Source organism: Soonwooa sp. (genome assembly GCF_030151385.1).
Lineage (GTDB): Bacteria > Bacteroidota > Bacteroidia > Flavobacteriales > Weeksellaceae > Soonwooa.
Window position 1 is genome coordinate 96504 of record NZ_JASLDS010000072.1, and the last position, 20203, is coordinate 116706.

The window sequence follows — 20203 nt, forward strand, 5'->3', positions numbered from 1 at the left end:
AAGCTGCTTTATATTTTTTTTGAATTTAATGAATTTTAAAAACGAACTGGTTCACCAACATGAAGTTTGTTATTTTTCGCCAAAACACCACACATGTGGAACAACATTCTTGCGCCAACATTTCCGTCCCATTCGTCATTTTCGCTTGGAGCAACTTCTACAAGGTCGATTCCGATGATGTTTTTATCAGATTCTGCCAAACGACTTAATGCATAAACTGCTTGCTCGTAAGACAAACCTCCCGGAACTGGCGTTCCTGTATTCGGGCAATACCACTGATAAAGCGCGTCAATATCAAAACTTACAGCAACATTTTTGGGTAATAAATCGATGATTTCGTCCACTTGTTGTTTCCAAGTTTTACCTTCGAATTGTGCTTTTTTAAGATCAGTATCTGTAAAGACTTTTACTTTATCCGTAGACTTTATCACACCAACTTCTTCTTCACTAAAATCACGGATACCAACTTGTACCAATTTTGACACTTGCGGAAGCTGAATTGTATTATACATAATGGATGCATGAGAAAAAGTAAATCCTTCATAAGCAATTCTCAAATCCATGTGTGCATCAAAATGCAAGATTCCAAAATTGTCGTATTGAGAAGCCAAAGCCTGATAATATCCATAAGGCGTAGAATGGTCACCTCCTAGCAAAATTACTTTCTTACCTTTTGAGTGCCAGTCCAAAACGCGCGCTTTCAATTCTGCATTTAGTTGTGTTGAAGCATCATTTATCGTTTTTAAACTTTGACTTAAAGCATCATTTTCAGCAATAATTTCGCCGTTTTCTAAAGCTTCAATAATCGGTTGTGCCAAAGCTTTATGTTCGTCACTTGTCGACTTCCAATGTTCAGCTCCAGCATCAAAATAAATCCCTAGCTTCCAAAGCTCAGGAAATTCTTGATGTAATAAATCTACCTGAAAAGAAGCGTCCAAAATAGCATCTGGACCTTCCGAAGCACCAGCGCCATAACTTACCGTAACTTCCCAAGGCACAGCGACAACGACAATCTCTGACTCGTCAGCAGTAAAAGGTAATCCGAAAATTGTCCCATCTGCTAAGCCTGGTTGCGATGGATCGAAATTGTTTATTTTATCTTGTTTTGTTGACATTTTTAGTTGTTTTAATTTTCGGTGCAAAGATAATTTTTCTTTTTTAAACATCGGCTACTACTCATTTTCTACAAGTTAATTTATCTTAAAATTTCCTACAGTTTTTTTGTTTAACCTAAATTTGTTTGCGTTAAATTAAACTTTAAAATTAGAATGAAAAATTTTGTTTTAAATAATGGATTACAAATCCCTGAAATTGGTTTTGGAACTTGGCAAATACCTGACGGAGAAATAGTGAAAAATGCTGTTACTTATGCTTTGGAGCAAGGATACAGACATATTGATACTGCCAAAATCTATGAAAATGAAAAAGGAATTGGTGAGGCGATAAAAGAAAGTGACATAGATAGAAAAGATATTTTCTTGACCACGAAAGTTTGGAATACGAGTCGTGGCTACCAATCGACTTTAGATGCATTTGAAAAATCTGCAGAGTTGTTACAAACCGATTATTTTGATTTGTATCTCATCCATTGGCCAGCAAATGCACAGCAATTTAGCGATAACAAAGAGCTTAATGCAGAAACTTGGCGTGCTTTAGAAGAGCTTTACAAGCAAGGAAAAGTTAAAGCTATTGGCGTTTGTAACTTTTTAGTTCATCATTTGGAAGAGCTAAAAGAAACGGCAAAAATCCAACCGATGATTAACCAAATCGAATACCATCCTGGATATTTGCAAACCGATGTTGTTGATTATTGCAAAGCCAACAATATTTTGGTTGAAGCTTGGAGTCCTATTGGTTCTGGACGAATTTTGCAAGACGAAACACTTATCAAAATTGCTAAAAACTATAATGTTTCCGTTGCGCAATTGTGTATTAAATTCTGTCTTCAAAATGATATTTTAGCTTTACCAAAATCGGTGACACCTGCCAATATAAAAGCCAACTTGGATGTTGATTCATTCGTGATTTCTGAGGAAGATATGCAGAAAATTGCTTCGATGCCAGAAGCTGGTTTTTCGGGACTTAATCCAGATACAGTGCCTTTTTAGAAAAATAAAAGTACTTTTAAACTTGACTAAAAACAGCTTAATATTAGGCTGTTTTTTTGTTTGGTTTTTTGATTAAATTTTAATTCAAATAAAAAGCTGTTTAATATCATCTTAAAATTACCTTGTTTTTATTGAAATGTCCGATTTGTCCAAATTCGTAAGCTCTTTATATTATTAAATTTTCTCTTTATCTGTGAACTTTGCACTTCTAAAAACCTATCAACTTTAGAAGATGAGTACAAATCCAAAAAACATCAATGTTCTAGAAAGTCAAGATTTCCGCGATTCTGTTGCAACCGTTGCCAAAGATGGAAAACGAAAATGGGTGTTTCCTAGAAAGCCAAAAGGAAAATTTACAAACTACAGAAACTACACGAGTTACTTTATTTTAGCATTGTTTTTTATTGTTCCATTTTTAAAACTAAATGGAAATCCATTTTTTAGATTCAATATTCTAGATCGAGAATTCTTCATTTTTGGACAAGCATTTTATGTACAGGATTTCTTCATTTTTGGTTTGGGAGCGGTAACTTCGGTCGTTTTTGTGATGGTTTTTACCATTGTATTTGGACGTATTTTCTGTGGTTGGCTGTGTCCTCAAACTTTATTTATGGAAATGGTTTTCCGAAAAGTAGAATATTGGATTGAGGGCGATCGTAACAAACAGATAAAACTTAACAACCAAGAATGGAATGCTGAGAAAATTAGAAAGAGACTTCTAAAGTGGTCGATCTTCGTTTTGATATCGCTTCTTATTTCGCACACGATGTTTATGTATGTTGTTGGACCTACGCGCGTTTGGGAAATTATGAAAGCTGGACCACTAGAATATCCAGTTAATTTTATCGTGATGATCGCCTTTACAACGATTTTCTATTTCGTTTTCGCTTGGTTGAGAGAGCAAGTTTGTACCTTGATTTGTCCATACGGAAGATTGCAAGGTGTGTTGATTGACAAGCAAACGATTAATGTAAATTACGATTTTAAGCGTGGTGAAAATCGTGCAAAATGGAGAAATGGCGAAGATCGAAAAGCTGCAGGAAAAGGCGATTGTATCGATTGTGGACAATGTGTTGTGGTTTGTCCAACGGGAATCGACATCCGAAATGGGCAACAGTTAGAATGCATTAACTGTACTGCTTGTATTGATGCTTGTGACGAAGTGATGGAAAAAGTTGGGCTTCCAAAAGGTCTTGTACGTTATGCCACAGAGCAAGAAATTGAAACACAATCAGGCTTCAAATTTACAGCAAGAATGAAAGCCACTGCAGTTGCACTTTTATTGCTAATCGGTTTTATGACTTACCTTCTCAACGACCGAGGTATGATGGAAGCTAAATTCTTAAAAGTTCCTGGAACGACTTTTATGATAAAAGATAAAAACATCACAAACATCTATAACTACACGATCATCAATAAATCGACGCAAGATTTAAAAGTGAATTTTAAAGTTTTAAATGCTAAAAATTCGCAACTTAATCTTTACAAAAAAACACCAATTGTCTTGAAGAAAAACGCGATTCAGAAAGGTGATTTGCAAGTAAGTTTCCCGGAAAATGAAATGAAACTTAGTAAACAAGAAATAGAAATCGGCGTTTTTGACGAAACTGGAAAAATGATTACCTCTTACAAAACCATTTTTGAGGGACCTTTCAAATTGAGTTTATAGCTAGATTTGATGTTTTTGTTGCAAACTTAAAAACTCCGATGGTGTATAGCCTGTTTGCTTTTTGAAGAATCTTGCAAAGTATGGATATTCATTAAAACCTAAACGAAAAGCAATATCTACGAGACTTTCATCGAGATATACCAACATCCTTTTGGCTTCCAAAATTGTTCTTCTTGCAATAATTTCGGAAGCCTTTACACCGACTACCGATTGCGAAATTCTGTTAAGGTGCTTAGGCGAAATGTTCAATTTTTCGGCGTAGAAATTCACCGATTTGTTTTCTAAAAAGTAAGTTTCCAAACATTTTTCAAAGTCTTGAAAACTATGAAGATAAGATGGCGAAACTTGTTCAGATTCTGTATTTTCTTGTTCTAAAAATAAGCGCGAAGCTGAAATTAAAACACTCGAAATCAAACTTCGAATCATGTGATTTTTAAGCATTTTTGCTTCCAAATTTTCCTGCCAAATTGAAACAAAATAAGATTTCATCAACGGAAAATCCTTGTCCGAAATTTGCAATTTTCTTGAAAATCCAATTGACCCAAAAAATGGAAAATCTTTGGCTTTGAGGTCTGCAAAATATAAATCAAAAAAAGATTGTGAAAAGAAGAAAATATAACCTTCAATATCCTGAGAAAGCTGCCAACTGTGGACTTGCCCTGGCGACATAAAAAATAAACTTCCCTCACTGACTTCGTAAGTATTAAAATCAATATCGTGAAACCCCGAACCTTTCGTCACCAAAAGAGCCATAAAAAAGTCGTGACGATGTGGACGTTCAATATGTTTGTGACTTTCTTTAAGGTGATTCTGTAAAGTATTACAATAGAACTCCGTTTCGGGATCCAAATGATTGAACAAATCTAAATGTAAGACAGCGATGGAATTATTCACTAATTTTCTGTTTTAAGATTTGGAGACTCAGCTTCAGGACCATTTTTAATATAATCTTTAACAATCGGCGCAAAAATTTTCCCTTTCCAATACATTATTTGTTTCGGATTTTCGGGATGTTTAAATGTAAAATCGAATTTGGCTTTCAAAATTCCTTTTTTGAAATGAGATTGATCGATATAGATTTTCCCACTTTGATAATCGTATGTTTTCTTATCATCGGGTTTAGAAATGCTTAGAACTTCAATTTTAGGAATACAATATCCCGAAATAAATTTCATAATCAGGCGACTGTGTGTCGCAACATTTGGTTCCGTTTCGCAAACAATCATATTAATTGCAGGTTGCGTCGCTGTTGCATAATGACTTCCTGCCCATTCGTATGTCCAAGCTTCGGATTCCAAACTATAAAACTGGTGCGTGGTGTCGACAACTTTATAAAAAGCTGACAAAGAATCAGGAAATATTTTCCCTTTTTCATCCATCATATCATCAATTTCTGGAGGACAAATTCCATCACAACTTAATTGTCCAAACTCGTTGCGGTAGACGCCTTCCGGATATTCCCATTTTTTTCTAAAACTAAAATCATCATCAAGCTTCGTCATCTGCATTTTGGTACCAATACCTGCAAATTCCTTTTCTTTATCCAGTGGCTTATCACAAGAATTTAACAAAAGAATAGTGAAAAATAAAGCAATAATTTTAGACATATGATAAGGTGTTTATTTTTTGTCTGTATTGTTAAAAGGCATGTCTTTAAGATTAGAACTCGCATCGATAACTGCTTTTTCCAAGTTCAAAATTCCTTTTAAAGATTCGTAATCAACTTTTTCGGCGTCATCTGTCGGTGTGTGATAATCGGGATGTCCATTGGTATGAAAAAACAAAACAGGAATATCTTTTTCATAAAATGAGGTTTGGTCGGAACCACCTCTACCTTCGTAATTGGTATAAAATTTTACAAAACTGTCGCGATTAATTCCATTAAAAATAGTTTCAAAAGCAGGCGAAGTTCCGTAACCAATAATGGAAACACCAGTTTCTTTATTTAATCTCCCAATCATGTCCATATTCAGCATCCAAAGTACTTTTGACAAATCGTAAGTTGGATTCTTTACGAAATAACGTGAGCCAACCAATCCCAATTCTTCGGCGCCAAAAGCAATAAAAAGAAAATTAACAGGTTCTTTTATTTTGTTTTGAGAATAATATCGCGCCAATTCCAAAAGTCCAGCAACGCCAGAAGCGTTATCATCTGCGCCATTGTGAATAATTCCGTAGCTATCTTTCGCTAAAGAACTGCCTTGTTTTCCTTCGCCCAAATGATCGTAGTGCGCACCGATAACGATTGTTTTTTCAGCTTGATTATCCAAGAAAGCAATAACATTTCGTGCCGCTCGAATACTATCAGGAACTTTTACTTTTTTTACCTTCGCTTCAAAATTCTGAAAATAACCATCCGTTCCCATTGGTTGCAGATTGTATTTTTTGAAATGTTTTACAATATAATCCGCTGCTTTTTGATTTTCTTTACTTCCTGTACCTCGACCTTTCATCTTATCCGAAGCCAAGTAATAAACATGCTTTTCCAGATTTTTAACTTCAATTTCTTGAGAAAAAACGGGTAAGCTTAAACTTAAAAAAACAAGCGTCAATAAAAATCTCATATCGGGTTTTGGTTTAAACAAAAATAGGAATAATAAAATTTTTAAAATTCAAACTTTAGAGATTGTTTAATTTTATGTTATCTATAATGATTTGAATTAAAATCGAGTAATTCAATATTAAATTTAATGATTTTCGGTGATTTATTGAATCAAATTAAAAATAAGGCACAATTTATGCTTTTGGGAAAACATAAACCCTTAAAAACTTTTGTTATGAGAAGTATATTATGGACCGTAGCAGTAATTTGTATTATTATATGGTTATTAGGAATGATGGGTATTGTACCCGGATTAAGCACAGGTTATCTAGTGCACATCCTTTTGGTAATCGCAGTTATTGTGATTCTTTTCAACATTATTTCGGGTAGGAAACCTTTGGATTAAAAGCCTTTAACTTAGATTAAAGGACATCTAAAGTATTCAAAAACAATTTCAAAGGCTGTTTCACAAAAATGATGCAGCTTTTTTATTAACATGTTGATAAATTTTTGCTTAGTTTTATTCTGAAAACTAATTTAAAGTTTTCAACTTATTCTCAATAATAAAACATGATGACGAAACTAAATTTGTTTTTTAATATAGCTGTACTTTTAAGTATGATGAGCTGTGGGAATGACAAAACTCAAGCGCAACAATCGACTGTACAAAATGCGCCATCCAATAATTATCATTCGACTTTGATTCGAGATAGTATTTTCACGAATGTTTATCAGATTTCGAGTAATAATATTACCCAATCAGGCGTCGATTATTTGATTGATGTTGCCATTTCAAATTCGGAGAAAGTGCCAGTTCTATTTATCGACCAAAAATTACCGACATCGCTTTTGCCACAATTGTATCCTAAATTTTCCCAAATAATTGTGATAACTCCCAATTGGGGATACTATGATGATGTTGCAAAAGCGCATGATCCAAAAATTGCTTGTGCAGAACCAATGGCAAGCTCAATTATTTATGAATTCAACCGCCAAGATGGAAGGCTACAAAAAGACAGTCTAGAACTGATGGGGAAATTTCCAGAGATGAAAAATGCAGTCCCCAAGACATTGACCTCAAATGAGAGAAAGATTTTCTATAGCGAAAGTTATGGTTCTACTTGTTGTCCAAAAGATCCACAGTGGGATAATTCACCAACAAGAGAAGAATTTGTTGCAGATTTTGAAAAATTAAATCAAACTAAGATTAGCGAGACTTATCGAGAAAAACGAGGTAAAGAAGGCGAAACGGTATTTTATTACACGTTAAAAAATCTACCAAATGCGTTAAAGATAAAATTTATTCAAGAGCGTGAATATTCAAGGTTGATTAATAAGCAAAATAAAGATGTCCGCCGAACACCAATGATCTACACAGCTTTTATCATCGAAAAAAATGAGCGAATGCAGCTTCTTAATCCTTAAAGTTTCGGACTTTGATATAAACGGCAAAACAATATAGACAAAACAAGGCTGTCAATATATAGAAGAACTTATCAAAAATCAGCTCCTCTGGGAATTTATCGTGATCCGAATAATAGGTGAAAATTTCAAGCGAAAAAGCCATTCCCGCTACGAACAAAAATAAACAAATAAACATTCCCACAGCATAATAGGCAAAGCCCATTTTCTCAATAAGGTTGTAATGTATTTTTTCGTTTTTGTTAACATAGACTCCCATATTTTTAAAGCTAAATTGAGTCAGCATTATTTTTTTTTCTCCTTTGATGTTAAAATTTTTATCAATGTAAGGCATAAGTTTTTGGATGAGTTCGTCAATTTTGGCAACATCATCTTTTCCTGAAAAAGGTGTTAAATCGCCGTCTCCTACTCTCATTTTAACACTTTCATTTTTAGTTATAAAACTCAAATACCGAAAAACAGTAGAATTTCCAAGATTCTTAATCATTGTAATATCTGCCAGAGGAAATGTTGTTATTTTATTTCCATAATTAAAGCTGATATGCTCGTCAGCGACATGGACTTCCCAAACTTTGCATTTAATGAATTTCATCGAAATTTTTAGGTAAATCACAGTTATCGCCATCACTAATCCGACAAATATCCCAATGTTAAGGTTAGGAATTCTCTCTTGGCGACTCATCAGAAAAAAAGCAATCCCCATTAATGTTAACAAAATAATTCCTAGTGTTAATCCAAGTCGGATTTCGGTTTTATAGTCGATTCCATTAATCGTGTAATCGGCGGTTATGTTCTCGTTTTCTTCTTTCTTTTTTCGCATTTGTAAAACTGAAATTTCATATTTATTGCAATCTATTGAATTTTTAGAAAATATTTCAATGAAAATAAGTTTTGAGGTCATATTTAATTTCATCAAAAGCCGAATTTTCTTATTTTTAGAAAGACAAAAACAACACAAATAATGACAACATCCTTTTTTAAGCTTTTAGTTCTTTGCTTTGCTGTAAGTTTAGTAAATGCCCAAACTGGCAATACTGGACTTATCGTTCCTAAAAATAAAGACGATATGTTTAGTTCAAAATATTGTTGCGTGCTTTCTCCAGCAACTGGTTTTCGGGTTTTTGACAATCCAAATGGAACAGTTATCGGCAACCTAAAAAAAGGAAAAGACACCTACTCGATGTATTTTTCGACGACAAGTAAAAAAACTAAATTCGAAGATTATCAGGAAATCGGTAATGAGATTTCTGTTCTAAAGTTCGTTAAACGCGAAAATAACTTTGTTAAATTATCAGGTAAAAACAATTATTGGCTGAGTGAAGACGAGATTAAGAAAGGCAATTTTATGACTATTGATTGGATGTCTTTTATGATTCGCAGTAGCCAAGATGTTCTTGGATATTATGCCAACGAACCTGGATTAAAAGTTAGAAAAACACCCGATGTCAACGGAGAAATTGTTGGTTCGGTTCGTGGCGAATTATTCGAAATAAAATTGACCAATAAAACCAGCGGAAATTGGTGTTATGTGAAAATCATAAAATACAAAGAACATCCTTGCCAAACAGAATTGGAGGATACTAAAAATATAGAATCCAAAATGGAAGGTTGGATAAAGGTACTAGATGACAATGGACAACCAAATCTTTGGAATTACACCAGAGGTTGTTAAAGCTTTAGAAATGAAAAAAATATGTTATCTTTTTCTTGGGAGTATGTTTTTTTTAGCAGTGAGTTGCGATGGAAATTCTTCAAAAAAAACAGTAATTATTTCTAAAATAAAGCTAAAAACCAATGATAAAGAATGTGACACACTTTGGGTTTCGCAAAATGATCCGAAGGTCTTCGAAAAAGATACAGTTCTTGCAGGTGGCCCAGGTCAATTGCCTAAAGAACGGATAGATTATGTGATGATTGCGCCAAAAACAGATGCTTACTATTATATTTATAATGAATATGGGCAATTGGATATGGAAGGCAAACGTGAAATGAGATATGCTAATGGTAATTATATCTATCCTACGCCCTATTTTTATAATTCTAAATCTTATTCTTATCGTAATAATGGACGTGTAAGATCAATGCACGAAATACGAGATGGACGAAGTTACAAAACTGAAATCTATGATCGAAAGGGTAAAATTGATGAGATAATTTACTTCGATAAAAAATCTGGGAATAAACAAAAAGTGGAAATCTACGACGATGGAAAGTTAGAGGAAACCAGGGTTTATAAGAGTTTTGATAATTACGACGTTATAAAAGCTAAGGATTAAAATATTAATATCATGAAAAGCTTACTTTCTTTTTTAGTCTTAATTTTTAGTCTAAATATTAGCGCTCAAGCTAATCAAGATTCGTTGCGGAATGTCATTTTAAAATCTAAAACCAACAAAATTCTTAAAGAAAGTTTTCTGCAAGAATTGTACATCCGAAATGCGGTCGATGTCAAGAATAATGAAATTGTTGGAAACATTGTTTTCAATTTGCATGGTCCAGATTGTGGCGCACCAGATTGTTTTTCGAATGATGTTAGTTTTAAAATGAAATTGACAAATCCTTTTAAATTTCCAAAAACGCTGGAAGTTTCTGAGCAAGAAAATGGTTGTGTCGAAAAGAAAAATCAATATAAAGATACGTTTGTCTTGGTTGAAGAAAGCAAAGATTTTGTTTTGTATCATTCTGCTAAACTAAAAAAGTCGTTGATATTGTTTAGAAATTACAAAGATTTTGGTTCTACGGCATTTTATTTTACCGATGTTTCTAAAAATCAAATTACAGAAAAGAATCTTAAAACTTTGATTGAAAATTATAATGAAGATACTCCCAAATCCGTTTATCCATTTTCGAGTTGGTCGTTGGATACCTCCGATTATCAAACGTTTTTGCCTTAATTTTAAATTTTAAAAATGAAGTGTAAATACCTTTCAATTTTCTGTGTTGCTGTTTTAATTTCATGTAAAAAAGAAACACAAAATTTAACTGAAAGTAAAACTAAAAATGATAGTATTAGGATTCAAAAAGTTGAAGATACTATGATTGATGTTGAGCAAAAAGCTGCTGCAACGCCTGTCAAATTGGAAGAACTAAATGAAACGAATCTTAACAGAATTACGATTCCACTTTCTAGACAAGACAGCAGTTTGTGGTTGACTGCAAATATGCGTGCTGATCATAGAATTTTTGGTTATGCTAAACCAGATTTAAATTCAGAAAAGTTGGTATTGTTTTCGATTTTCACAAATGAAGTGGAGAAAAATCCTTTTCACTGTAAATTTGGCTCTTATTATCAAATTACAAATGACAATAACTTTAGTTTGAAATTTAAGAACAAAACAAAAGATTTTGTACAAGCTGTTTTAACAGATAGTTTGAATCAAAAGCACGATGTGTATTTTGAAAAAAAGTGGATAGAATTTGACTAGAGGTTTAAAAAAAATGAAAAGTAGGCTTAATATTTAAACCTAAAATTCCTTTTTCGGAAGCGGAATCTGAAGTCCAGATTTCACGGTGTGCATATTCACAAAAGTTTTGAAACGTCGAATATTCGAATTGCTAAAAAACAGTTTTCGAGTGAGAGATTCATATTCTTGCATGCTGTTAACGACCATTACCAACACAAAATCAACCTCGCCAGTCACGTAATAACATTGCTGGATTTGCGGAATTTTACTAAACGTTGTTTTTACTTCGTCTATAAATTCAATTTTATCCGTATCCAATTCTATTTCTACAAAGAGTAAAATCTGCGAAGCAACTTCTTCAGGATTCACCACGGAAATATCTGCAGTAATCACTTTTTCTTCACGCATTTTTTTGATTCGACGTTGCACTGCCGCCGCCGAAAGTCCGATTTTATCACCGATATCACGCTGTGAAGTCATATTGTCGTTTTGTAAAATATCGAGTATTTCAATATCAAATCTATCTAATTCCATGAAAAATGAGGTATAAATGAAACAAAATTGCAAATCCGCCTATAAAAATAAGGATTTTCACCTTGGTATTTCAATTATTTTTGCAATTTAATTTGATAATCAGTTTTTATAACGATGAAAAGTACAGCATTAAAAGGATTTTTGTTCGCCATTATTGCAGCATCATTATGGGGAGTTTCGGGAACGTTTGGACAGTTTTTGTTTCAACAACGTAACATCAATGTCGAATGGATGATTACCGTGAGGATGTTGTTTTCGGGTTTCATTTTGCTGATTTATGCTTCTACGAAAAAAGAGAATAAAATCTTTGAAATCTGGCATCACAAAAAGGATTCAGTTCGCTTGTTGCTTTTTTCAATAACGGGAATGCTGATGGTACAATACACTTATTTTGCTGCGATAAAACATTCCAATGCTGCAACAGCAACAGTTTTGCAATATGCAGGACCTGTTATTATTGCCATTTATTTAGCATTTAAAAATAAAAAAATGCCTCGATTTGTTGATTTTATCGCAATTTCATTCGCTGTGTTAGGGACTTTTCTTTTGGTGACTCACGGCAAATTAGATTCTCTTAATATCTCGGCAACGGCATTAATCTTAGGTTTGGGCTCAGCAGTTGCTTTGGCGATTTATACGTTACAACCGGTTCCATTATTGCAGAAATATGATTCGGCGGTCGTTATCGGTTGGGGAATGCTTATCGGTGGACTCGCATTTTCGTTTGTGAAAGCGCCTTGGTCAATTGATGGTGTTTGGGATCAGAAAACCTATTTGTACACTGCATTTATCTTGGTTTTTGGCACATTGATTCCGTTCTATTTATACCTTACCGCTGTCCAAATGATTGGTGGTCAAAAAAGTAGTCTTCTTGCATCTGCCGAACCTCTTTCGGCAACGATAATCGCTATTTTGTGGTTGAACGTTCCTTTTGGTACAATCGATTGGATTGGAAGTATTATGATTATTTCGACCATTTTTCTTTTGAGCTATGAGAAAAAGTCGAAGCGAGAAAAGTTAGTTGTTTAAAAAATATTGATATTCGATTATTTGTGTTTGAGAATGATTAAATTTAAATCAAAAAAATGCAAATGAAAACTTCTTTTCGCAGTATTTTCGGAATTAGTATTTTGCTTTCATTGCAAATAAATGCTCAGAAAAATGATATTGATTCTCAACTAAAAAAATGTCTAGATAAGGATTATTCTACCGCTGGACAGGTTAATTGCAGCGATTCGGCGCGTGATGCTTGGGATGCTGAAATGAACAAATATTATCAAATGACTTTGAAAAAACTTCCCAAAGCGCAACAATCGGAGTTGATAACTGCGCAAAAAGCTTGGCTTAAATTTCGGGATGCCGAATTCACATTAATTGATAATTATTATTACAATGTAAAACAAGGCACAATGTTCCAAATTATGGCTGCTGGCGAAAAAGTGAATGTTGTTAAAACTCGGGCAAAACAATTACAAGTTTATTACGAAGTTTTAGAATATTAGACAATTACAACACTGGTTTTATAATATAAAGTTGCTTAGGATTTGTGGTAAAAAGTTTAAAATTGAATTGAGAATAGGAATAATAGAAATACGGATAATAAGCATTTTGAAAATCGCGTTGTAGTTTTCTAAAATCACTTCCTTTTGTTTCGAAATATATGCTATTGCTCCCACCTTCATTAATGGACAAAGGCTTTTTGAAATATAGATATTCACCGTCAACTTTTAATTTGCAGTACAACTCTCCTTCCCAAGTTTTGGATTCAAAACCACCAGCTCCGCCGCCTGTATTGTGTGTTGTAATGACTTGCTTTAATCTCTGATAATAGAGAATTGTAAAAGGTGTCCAATCGGGATCCGATCCAACTAGATTTTCTTCGTAACGACCAAAAAGACTCGCATAATTGGTATTGCCAAAACCATCACTAGAACCTTTGCGAGGTAAAATGCAATTGGTGTAGAATTGATAACATTTGCCATCCATGAAATAAGTGAATTTTTGCTTAGGTCGATCCCCCTCGGAACCGTAATTATATCCATCAATATCCAGAAAGTCGGCGTCCTCTATTATTTTCTTGAAAAGACTAATTTGTTGCTCGTCGGACCATGTATAATCTTCGTTTTGCAAAATCATAGGTTTTTGCGTTTTATCACCATCAATAATCCAAGTCCTGTAATACTTTTGATAAATATTGACAATGTAATCACCAAATAATTTCTCGCTAAGATTATTTAAATTTTGTTTAAAAACCAATTGGTCGATTTCATTTCCGTTGCTGTCTATTTTATGATAGGTGAAATTCTGGATAAGCCTCTCTCCTCCACTGAGAAAGTCATTCTCTAATTCTTTTTTATCATGATCTGTCGGGATTGCGCTCGTAACCACAATTAAATTAAAATTGGACGAAATAAAATGCTTTATTGGATCAAAGCTTTCGTAAAGTAAACTGATTTTATACTTTTTATTAACACCGAAAGTTGCCTCCTTTTTTGAATCAACATCATAAAAATTCTCGTATTCCTTTGGTAAAACATCCTTGTTTGTGAGATTAGTAAAATAAACTTCGATATTCATCATATTGGCATTAATCAATGCAATAATAAAAATGGCGACCAAAATACCTAGAATTATCATAAACTTTTTCATCTACTAAAGATAACATAGTTTTGGACAAATTGGAATTTTAGGTTAAAGCTTTTCGTGATTAATTTTTACTTTGCCAAAACCTCCGTATTTTTGCAGCAAATATTTCACATTGCAAACCGATTTACTTTTAATCACGCCGCCTTTTACACAACTTAACACGCCTTATCCTGGGACTGTTTATCTAAAAGGTTTCCTTAATACGCGTTCCTACAAAGTGTTTCAGGCGGATTTGGGGTTGGATGTGATACTAAAATTATTTTCCAAAAAAGGTTTGACAGATTTATTTAATTATGTTGAATTTCAAGAGGTCGAATTAAGTGAAAACGCACAACGAATGTTGATGTTGAGAGATGATTATATTTCGAGCATCGATGCTGTCATTCGTTTTCTACAAGGCAAAAATTCGACTTTGGCGGATTCTATTGTTCAAGATGGTTATTTGCCCGAAGCGTCACGTTTTTCGCAATTGGACGACTTGGAATGGGCTTTTGGAGCAATGTCTTTTCAGGATAAAGCCAAGCATTTGGCGACATTGTATTTGGAAGATTTGTCGGATTTAATCATTGAAGCGGTGGACGAAAACTTTGGTTTTAGTCGATACGCCGAAAGATTGGGACGTTCTGCAAATTCGTTCGACGAAATGTATGCCGAACTTCAAAAAGAGCCAACTTACATTGACCAGATTACACTGTCGGAATTGGAAGATTTAATTCAGAAAACCAATCCGAAAATGGTCGGATTTTCTGTGCCTTTTCCGGGGAATTTGTATTCGGCTTTTAGATCTGCGCAATATATCAAACAAAATTATCCGAACATAAAAATCAGTATGGGCGGCGGTTTCCCAAATACAGAATTACGTTCTTTAAGCGATGTCCGCGTGTTTGAATTTTTCGATTTTATCCTTTTGGATGATGGAGAAGCACCAACTGAACAAGTTTTAAAGTACGTTATTAACGAAATTGAAGTTTCGGATTTGAAACGAACTTTTGTTCTTCAAAACGATAAAGTTGTTTACATCAACAATCCAAAAATTCGAGATTACAAATTTTCGGAAGTTGGGACGCCTGATTATTCGGATTTAAGATTAAATCAATACATTTCTGTAATCGAAGTTGTAAATCCAATGCACAGACTTTGGAGCGATGGTCGTTGGAATAAATTAACAATGGCGCACGGTTGCTATTGGGGTAAATGTACTTTTTGCGATATTTCTCTCGATTACATCAAGGTTTACGAGCCAATAGCGGCGAAGCAAATCGTGGATAGAATGGAAGAATTGATAGAATCGACTCAAAATACAGGCTTTCATTTTGTAGATGAAGCAGCGCCACCAGCATTGATGCGTGAAGTCGCTTTAGAAATTTTGAAACGAAAACTAAGTGTCACTTGGTGGACGAATATCCGATTTGAAAAGAGTTTCACCTTCGATTTATGCCGATTACTAAAGGCTTCTGGTTGCATCGCAGTTTCTGGTGGTTTGGAAGTGGCTTCGGACAGATTATTAAAATTGATTGACAAAGGCGTAACCGTGGACCAAGTGGCAATTGTTAACCGAAACTTCACGGAAGCTGGAATTATGATTCATGCGTATTTGATGTACGGATTTCCTACTCAAACCACGCAAGAGACGATTGACAGCTTAGAAATGGTACGTCAACTTTTTGAAATCGGAATTCTGCAATCTGGATTTTGGCATCAATTTGCGATGACGGCGCACAGTCCAGTTGGAATTAATCCTGAAAAATATAATGTTATCAATCACAGTGTAGAAGTTGGTGCTTTTGCGAATAATGATATGGTTCACGAGGAAAAAACGGGAATGGATCATCAGCAGTTTTCGTATGGATTGAAGAAATCTTTGTTCAATTATATGCACGGCGTCGGCTTTGATTTGTCGCTTCAAGAATGGTTTGATTTTAAAGTTCCGAGAACGACTGTTCGGAAATTTTATATCGAAGATGTTCTGAATAATGAAACGTTTTCTGGGCATAAACCCAACCAAAAAATTGTTTGGCTTGGTGGAATTCCGAACCTTAAAATGACGACCAAAACCAAAAAAGGTGTTACTTACGAAAATTTGATACTTTCGATTCATACCAAAAATGAAGCGGTAGAAGTCCGTGTAGAAAAGGAAATCGGAGAATGGTTTGTTCAGTTTATCAAAGATTTAAAACAAAATCCGAAAACGCTGACCTTCCAACAAATGAAATCTGATTTCGAAGAAAAACTCGAAATGGATTTTGATATTTTCATTTATTCAAAACCTGCTGAAAAGCTGAAAGAAGTGGCATTGTTGGTGGTTTAAATAAAATTTTTAAATGTCATAAAAGGGACCTGTCGCCCCTTTTTATTCAAATCACTATCTTCTCAAACTTCCTCCAAAGCCAGCAAAATACAATCATAAATATATTGCAAATCTTCTGCTGAAATGCAGTAAGGAGGAACCAAATAAATAATATTACCAAGCGGACGCATTAGGATTCCTTTTTCTAAAAAGTAAGGATACAGACGTTCGTGCATATCGCTAAAATAGGAAGTTTCTTCGTTGGTTTTCCATTCCATAGCGAAGATCGTTCCACAAATGCGAGCGGTTTTTACTTTTGGATGTGTAGACAGTTGTGCTTTGAAATCAAGATGTTGTTTGCAAATTCGGGCAATATTCTCTGTGGTTTCAGGATTTAGCAAAAGGTCCAAACTTGCTAATGCTGCTGTGCACGCCAACGGACTCGCCGTGAAAGAATGTCCATGAAAAAGAGCCTTGTCTTTATCATCAGAATAAAACATATCGTAGATTTCTTGTCTGCAAGTCGTTAATCCCAAAGGCATAGTTCCGCCTGTTAAACCTTTTGAAAAGCATATAATATCAGGACTTTCGGATAAATGATTGGCGGCGAATAGTTTTCCAGTTCTTCCAAATCCAACAAATATTTCGTCCTGAATCAGTAAGATTTTCTCTTGACGACAGAAACTTAGAAGCTTATCCAAATCATCAGCCATGTGCATTAACATTCCTGCAGCGCCTTGTACTAAAGGTTCGTACACAAAACAAACGATGTTATCAGCTATTTCCGAAATCTGCTTTTTTATATTTGGTAAATTTTCTTCGGTAGGAACGTCAATGAAAATCACTTCGAAAAGCTGTTCTGCAAAGGGATTTGTCCAAATTCCTCTTCCGCTAACAGACATTGCTCCAAAAGTGTCGCCGTGATACGCATTTTTAAAAGCTAAAATTTTCTTTCGCTTTGAACCTGAATTAAAATGATACTGAATACACATTTTCAAGGCAACTTCAATCGCTGTAGAACCGTTGTCGGTATAGAAAACTTTACTTTGATTTTCGGGTAATAATGCCAGTAATCTTTCGGAAAGTTCGATTGCTGGCGGATGAGTAAATCCTGCAAAGATTACCTGTTCCAAAGTTTGTAGTTGTTCTGAAACTTTTTTGGCAATATATGGATTGGCATGTCCGTGCAAAGTCACCCACCACGAAGAAACCGCGTCAATGTACCTTTTTCCGTTTTCGTCATACAAATAAGTTCCCTCGCCTTTCACGATTGGGACGATAGGCGCACAATTTTTCATCTGCGTGTATGGATGCCAATTGACCGCAGAATCCCGCTCTCTTAATGACTGCATGTTGATTCTTTTTTGTTGGGCATTGGTTTTAAACCTAAATTTTGAAACATCATCATATCCTCCGATACTCCAGGATTCGGCGTTACCAAAAGCGTTTCCCTTTCTCCTGTAAAGATGGAATTTGCGCCCGCCATAAAGCACCAAGCTTGCTCTACTTCGGTCATTTCGATGCGTCCGGCACTCAGTCGGACAACCGATTGCGGCATAATAATTCGGGCAGTTGCAATCATTCTTACCATGTCCCAAATTTCAACTTTCGGATTGTTTTCAAGCGGTGTTCCTTTAACACGAGCCAAAGCGTTTACGGGAACGGATTCTGGATGTTTTGGCATCGTTGCTAAAGTCAAAAGCATAGAAATTCTGTCGGTATGCGTTTCGCCAAGACCAATAATTCCACCCGAACAAACGGTAATTCCTGCTTTTCGGACATTATTAATCGTGTTAATTCTATTGTCGAATTTTCGGGTAGAAATAATTTCATCATAATAATCTTCGCTGGTATCCAAATTGTGGTTGTAAGCGTGCAAACCTGCTTCCTGTAACCTTTTTGCTTGCTCTTCGGTGAGCATCCCTAAGGTACAACAAACTTCCAATCCCATTTCGTTGACACCTTTTACCATGTCGATAACACGGTCAAAATCTCGATTATCACGTACTTCGCGCCATGCCGCTGCCATGCAAAACCTTGTCGAACCTGTTTCTTTGGCGTTTCGAGCATGTTGCAAAACCGTTTCCGTAGGAAGTAAAGCATGAACTTTTACGTCCGTATGATAACGCGCCGCTTGCCCGCAATACGAACAATCTTCTGGGCAGCCACCTGTTTTCACAGACAGCAAAGTGCAGACTTGAACTTCATCCGATTGATGAAACTCGCGATGAATACTCGCGGCTTCGTAAACCAAGTCCAAAAGTGGTTTGTTATAAATTTCCTGAATTTCTTGCTTCGTCCAATCGTGGCGAATTTCTATTTTCGATTTCATTTTTAGTAAAGTTTAATGCTATTTGAAATTAATTTTATACTGGATTTGTCTAAATTTTTAATACTCGGAATTCTAATTATTGCAACCGAATCATCTAAATATTGAAGTATTGAATTCTCGGTATCGCTGTCAAAATCTCCGTTAAAGACAAAATATTTTAGTTCAATATTTCTGTTTTTTAAGGCTTCGAGGCTTAGTAAAGTATGATTAATGCAACCTAAATAATCGGAAGTGACCAATACTATAGGAAAATTGAGTTTCTGAATAAGGTCGATGATGTATTGATTTTTATTTAATGGAACAAAAAGTCCACCTGCGCCTTCTACGATGAGATTTTTAGTTGTTTTTGGAAGCTTAAAATCTTCTAATTTGATTTCAATATTTTCTGCTTTTGCAGATTTATCGGGCGATGCTGCCAATTGCAATTGGTATTTTTCAGGATGAATTGCAACTTCGTGCGAAACCAATTCCTTGACTTTCATGGAGTCAGTTTCATCCAAATCTCCTGATTGAACGGGTTTCCAGTAATCGGCTTTTAGGTTATCCGTGAAAATCGCTGAAACTATCGTTTTGCCAATTCCAGTTCCGATTCCTGTGATAAATAATTTTTGATTATTCATTTAAAAATTTGTTGTTAATGATGAGCCGCAGTGAATAATGTTGTGATTTTTAACGCGAAAGCGCAATTGTATCTGCAATAAAGACGTTTTTAAGACGCAAAATTTATCTTCGATAAATCGACAGTGCATGACTTGAAAATCTTTGATTTTCTTGCGCCTTAATTTGCATTCTTGTATTTAAAAATTTAGCGCCTTTGCGTTGGCTTTTTTCATTATTATTCAAAGCGGATAATCAGTTTGTTGTTAATAGGTCTTTTAAAAAATCAATTTCTTGTCTCGAATTAAATGCATGAACACAGATCCTCATTCTTTCTTCGCCTTCTTTAACCGTTGGAGAACGAATTGCTGAACTTAAAATCCCGTTGTCAAGCAAAATCTGATGAGCATTCTGCAAATGTTGACAATCTTTAAATTTTAAAATCTGAATCGGACTTTTATCTTCGGAAAACCATGGCAAATTGGAGTTTCGAAGCAATTGAATATTATTTTGAAGATTTTGTTTTAAATTTTTATTTTTTTCTAAAAAAAGATTAATAGAGCCAAAAGTGGCTAATAAAGAGCAGTTTACAAGAGTTAAAACCTTATCGGTAACGATTTAGTAATGGTGCTTACTGCACTTGCTTTCACTTAATTACCTTG

The 20203-nt window shown here is 34.7% G+C and carries 21 protein-coding genes; 11 read left to right on the top strand and 10 right to left on the bottom strand.

Annotation, left to right across the window (positions count from 1 at the left end; translation table 11 throughout):
• Window positions 1-35 precede the first annotated feature (35 nt).
• Window positions 36-1115, bottom strand: coding sequence for an agmatinase family protein (locus Q1V95_RS14255; RefSeq protein WP_300675286.1), 1080 nt, complete (start codon window positions 1113-1115; stop codon window positions 36-38).
• Window positions 1116-1268: 153 nt separating this feature from the next.
• On the opposite strand from Q1V95_RS14255, the gene Q1V95_RS14260 reads away from it, so the two are divergent.
• Window positions 1269-2108 carry an aldo/keto reductase gene (locus Q1V95_RS14260; RefSeq protein WP_300675288.1) on the top strand — a complete coding sequence of 280 codons (840 nt, stop codon included), beginning with the start codon at window positions 1269-1271 and terminating at the stop codon, window positions 2106-2108.
• A gap of 232 nt (window positions 2109-2340) precedes the next feature.
• A complete protein-coding gene (gene ccoG, locus Q1V95_RS14265) occupies window positions 2341-3777 on the top strand; it encodes a cytochrome c oxidase accessory protein CcoG (protein ID WP_300675290.1) in 1437 nt (478 codons plus the stop codon).
• Here ccoG and Q1V95_RS14270 read toward each other — a convergent pair whose 3' ends face one another.
• From Q1V95_RS14270 to Q1V95_RS14280, 3 genes are read right to left on the bottom strand one after another with little or no spacing between them, the layout of a single operon-like run.
• Window positions 3778-4671, bottom strand: coding sequence for a helix-turn-helix domain-containing protein (locus Q1V95_RS14270; RefSeq protein WP_300675292.1), 894 nt, complete (start codon window positions 4669-4671; stop codon window positions 3778-3780).
• Window positions 4671-5384 carry a hypothetical protein gene (locus Q1V95_RS14275; protein ID WP_300675294.1) on the bottom strand — a complete coding sequence of 238 codons (714 nt, stop codon included), beginning with the start codon at window positions 5382-5384 and terminating at the stop codon, window positions 4671-4673. Before Q1V95_RS14275 ends, Q1V95_RS14270 begins: the two co-directional genes overlap by 1 nt.
• Before the next feature lie 12 nt (window positions 5385-5396).
• Complete coding sequence (locus tag Q1V95_RS14280) at window positions 5397-6341, bottom strand: M20/M25/M40 family metallo-hydrolase (protein ID WP_300675295.1); 945 nt, start codon at window positions 6339-6341, stop codon at window positions 5397-5399.
• Between the two features lie 213 nt (window positions 6342-6554).
• On the opposite strand from Q1V95_RS14280, the gene Q1V95_RS14285 reads away from it, so the two are divergent.
• Together Q1V95_RS14285 and Q1V95_RS14290 are read left to right on the top strand one after the other, a co-directional pair.
• Complete coding sequence (locus Q1V95_RS14285) at window positions 6555-6725, top strand: lmo0937 family membrane protein (protein ID WP_300675297.1); 171 nt, start codon at window positions 6555-6557, stop codon at window positions 6723-6725.
• A gap of 164 nt (window positions 6726-6889) precedes the next feature.
• Window positions 6890-7744 carry a hypothetical protein gene (locus Q1V95_RS14290; protein WP_300675299.1) on the top strand — a complete coding sequence of 285 codons (855 nt, stop codon included), beginning with the start codon at window positions 6890-6892 and terminating at the stop codon, window positions 7742-7744.
• Here the strand turns inward: Q1V95_RS14290 and Q1V95_RS14295 are convergent.
• A complete protein-coding gene (locus Q1V95_RS14295) occupies window positions 7734-8561 on the bottom strand; it encodes a hypothetical protein (RefSeq protein ID WP_300675301.1) in 828 nt (275 codons plus the stop codon). The two genes, Q1V95_RS14290 and Q1V95_RS14295, sit on opposite strands and share 11 nt — an antisense overlap.
• Window positions 8562-8702: 141 nt before the next feature.
• Here Q1V95_RS14295 and Q1V95_RS14300 point away from each other — a divergent pair, with 141 nt between their 5' ends.
• From Q1V95_RS14300 to Q1V95_RS14315, 4 genes are read left to right on the top strand one after another with little or no spacing between them, the layout of a single operon-like run.
• On the top strand, window positions 8703-9413 hold the full coding sequence (locus Q1V95_RS14300) for an SH3 domain-containing protein (protein ID WP_300675303.1): 711 nt from the start codon (window positions 8703-8705) through the stop codon (window positions 9411-9413).
• Window positions 9373-10017 carry a hypothetical protein gene (locus Q1V95_RS14305; protein WP_300675305.1) on the top strand — a complete coding sequence of 215 codons (645 nt, stop codon included), beginning with the start codon at window positions 9373-9375 and terminating at the stop codon, window positions 10015-10017. The genes Q1V95_RS14300 and Q1V95_RS14305 overlap by 41 nt, the downstream gene beginning before the upstream one ends.
• Window positions 10018-10029: 12 nt before the next feature.
• Window positions 10030-10635 carry a hypothetical protein gene (locus Q1V95_RS14310; protein WP_300675307.1) on the top strand — a complete coding sequence of 202 codons (606 nt, stop codon included), beginning with the start codon at window positions 10030-10032 and terminating at the stop codon, window positions 10633-10635.
• 15 nt (window positions 10636-10650) lie between these two features.
• On the top strand, window positions 10651-11166 hold the full coding sequence (locus Q1V95_RS14315; RefSeq protein WP_300675309.1) for a hypothetical protein: 516 nt from the start codon (window positions 10651-10653) through the stop codon (window positions 11164-11166).
• Window positions 11167-11205: 39 nt separating this feature from the next.
• Here the strand turns inward: Q1V95_RS14315 and Q1V95_RS14320 are convergent, their stop codons facing one another.
• Window positions 11206-11679, bottom strand: coding sequence for an Lrp/AsnC family transcriptional regulator (locus tag Q1V95_RS14320; RefSeq protein ID WP_300675311.1), 474 nt, complete (start codon window positions 11677-11679; stop codon window positions 11206-11208).
• A gap of 114 nt (window positions 11680-11793) precedes the next feature.
• On the opposite strand from Q1V95_RS14320, the gene Q1V95_RS14325 reads away from it, so the two are divergent.
• Both Q1V95_RS14325 and Q1V95_RS14330 read left to right on the top strand, forming a co-directional pair.
• Window positions 11794-12708 carry an EamA family transporter gene (locus Q1V95_RS14325; protein ID WP_300675313.1) on the top strand — a complete coding sequence of 305 codons (915 nt, stop codon included), beginning with the start codon at window positions 11794-11796 and terminating at the stop codon, window positions 12706-12708.
• A gap of 62 nt (window positions 12709-12770) precedes the next feature.
• Window positions 12771-13181 (top strand): lysozyme inhibitor LprI family protein, encoded by a 411-nt coding sequence (locus Q1V95_RS14330; protein ID WP_300675315.1) that lies wholly within the window; start codon window positions 12771-12773, stop codon window positions 13179-13181.
• A gap of 4 nt (window positions 13182-13185) precedes the next feature.
• Here the strand turns inward: Q1V95_RS14330 and Q1V95_RS14335 are convergent, their stop codons facing one another.
• Window positions 13186-14316, bottom strand: coding sequence for a hypothetical protein (locus tag Q1V95_RS14335; protein WP_300675317.1), 1131 nt, complete (start codon window positions 14314-14316; stop codon window positions 13186-13188).
• A 121-nt stretch (window positions 14317-14437) separates the two neighbouring features.
• Here Q1V95_RS14335 and Q1V95_RS14340 point away from each other — a divergent pair, with 121 nt between their 5' ends.
• A complete protein-coding gene (locus Q1V95_RS14340) occupies window positions 14438-16633 on the top strand; it encodes a radical SAM protein (RefSeq protein WP_300675319.1) in 2196 nt (731 codons plus the stop codon).
• A gap of 62 nt (window positions 16634-16695) precedes the next feature.
• On the opposite strand, the gene bioA is transcribed toward Q1V95_RS14340, so the two are convergent.
• From bioA to bioD, 3 genes are read right to left on the bottom strand one after another with little or no spacing between them, the layout of a single operon-like run.
• Entirely contained in the window at window positions 16696-17964 is a 1269-nt protein-coding gene (gene bioA / locus Q1V95_RS14345) for an adenosylmethionine--8-amino-7-oxononanoate transaminase (protein ID WP_300675321.1), read from the bottom strand.
• Entirely contained in the window at window positions 17952-18944 is a 993-nt protein-coding gene (gene bioB, locus Q1V95_RS14350; protein WP_300675323.1) for a biotin synthase BioB, read from the bottom strand. The genes bioA and bioB overlap by 13 nt, the downstream gene beginning before the upstream one ends.
• 2 nt (window positions 18945-18946) lie before the next feature.
• Window positions 18947-19564: a dethiobiotin synthase gene (gene bioD / locus Q1V95_RS14355; protein ID WP_300675325.1), complete on the bottom strand. Its 618-nt coding sequence runs from the start codon at window positions 19562-19564 to the stop codon at window positions 18947-18949.
• Window positions 19565-20203: the final 639 nt, after the last annotated feature.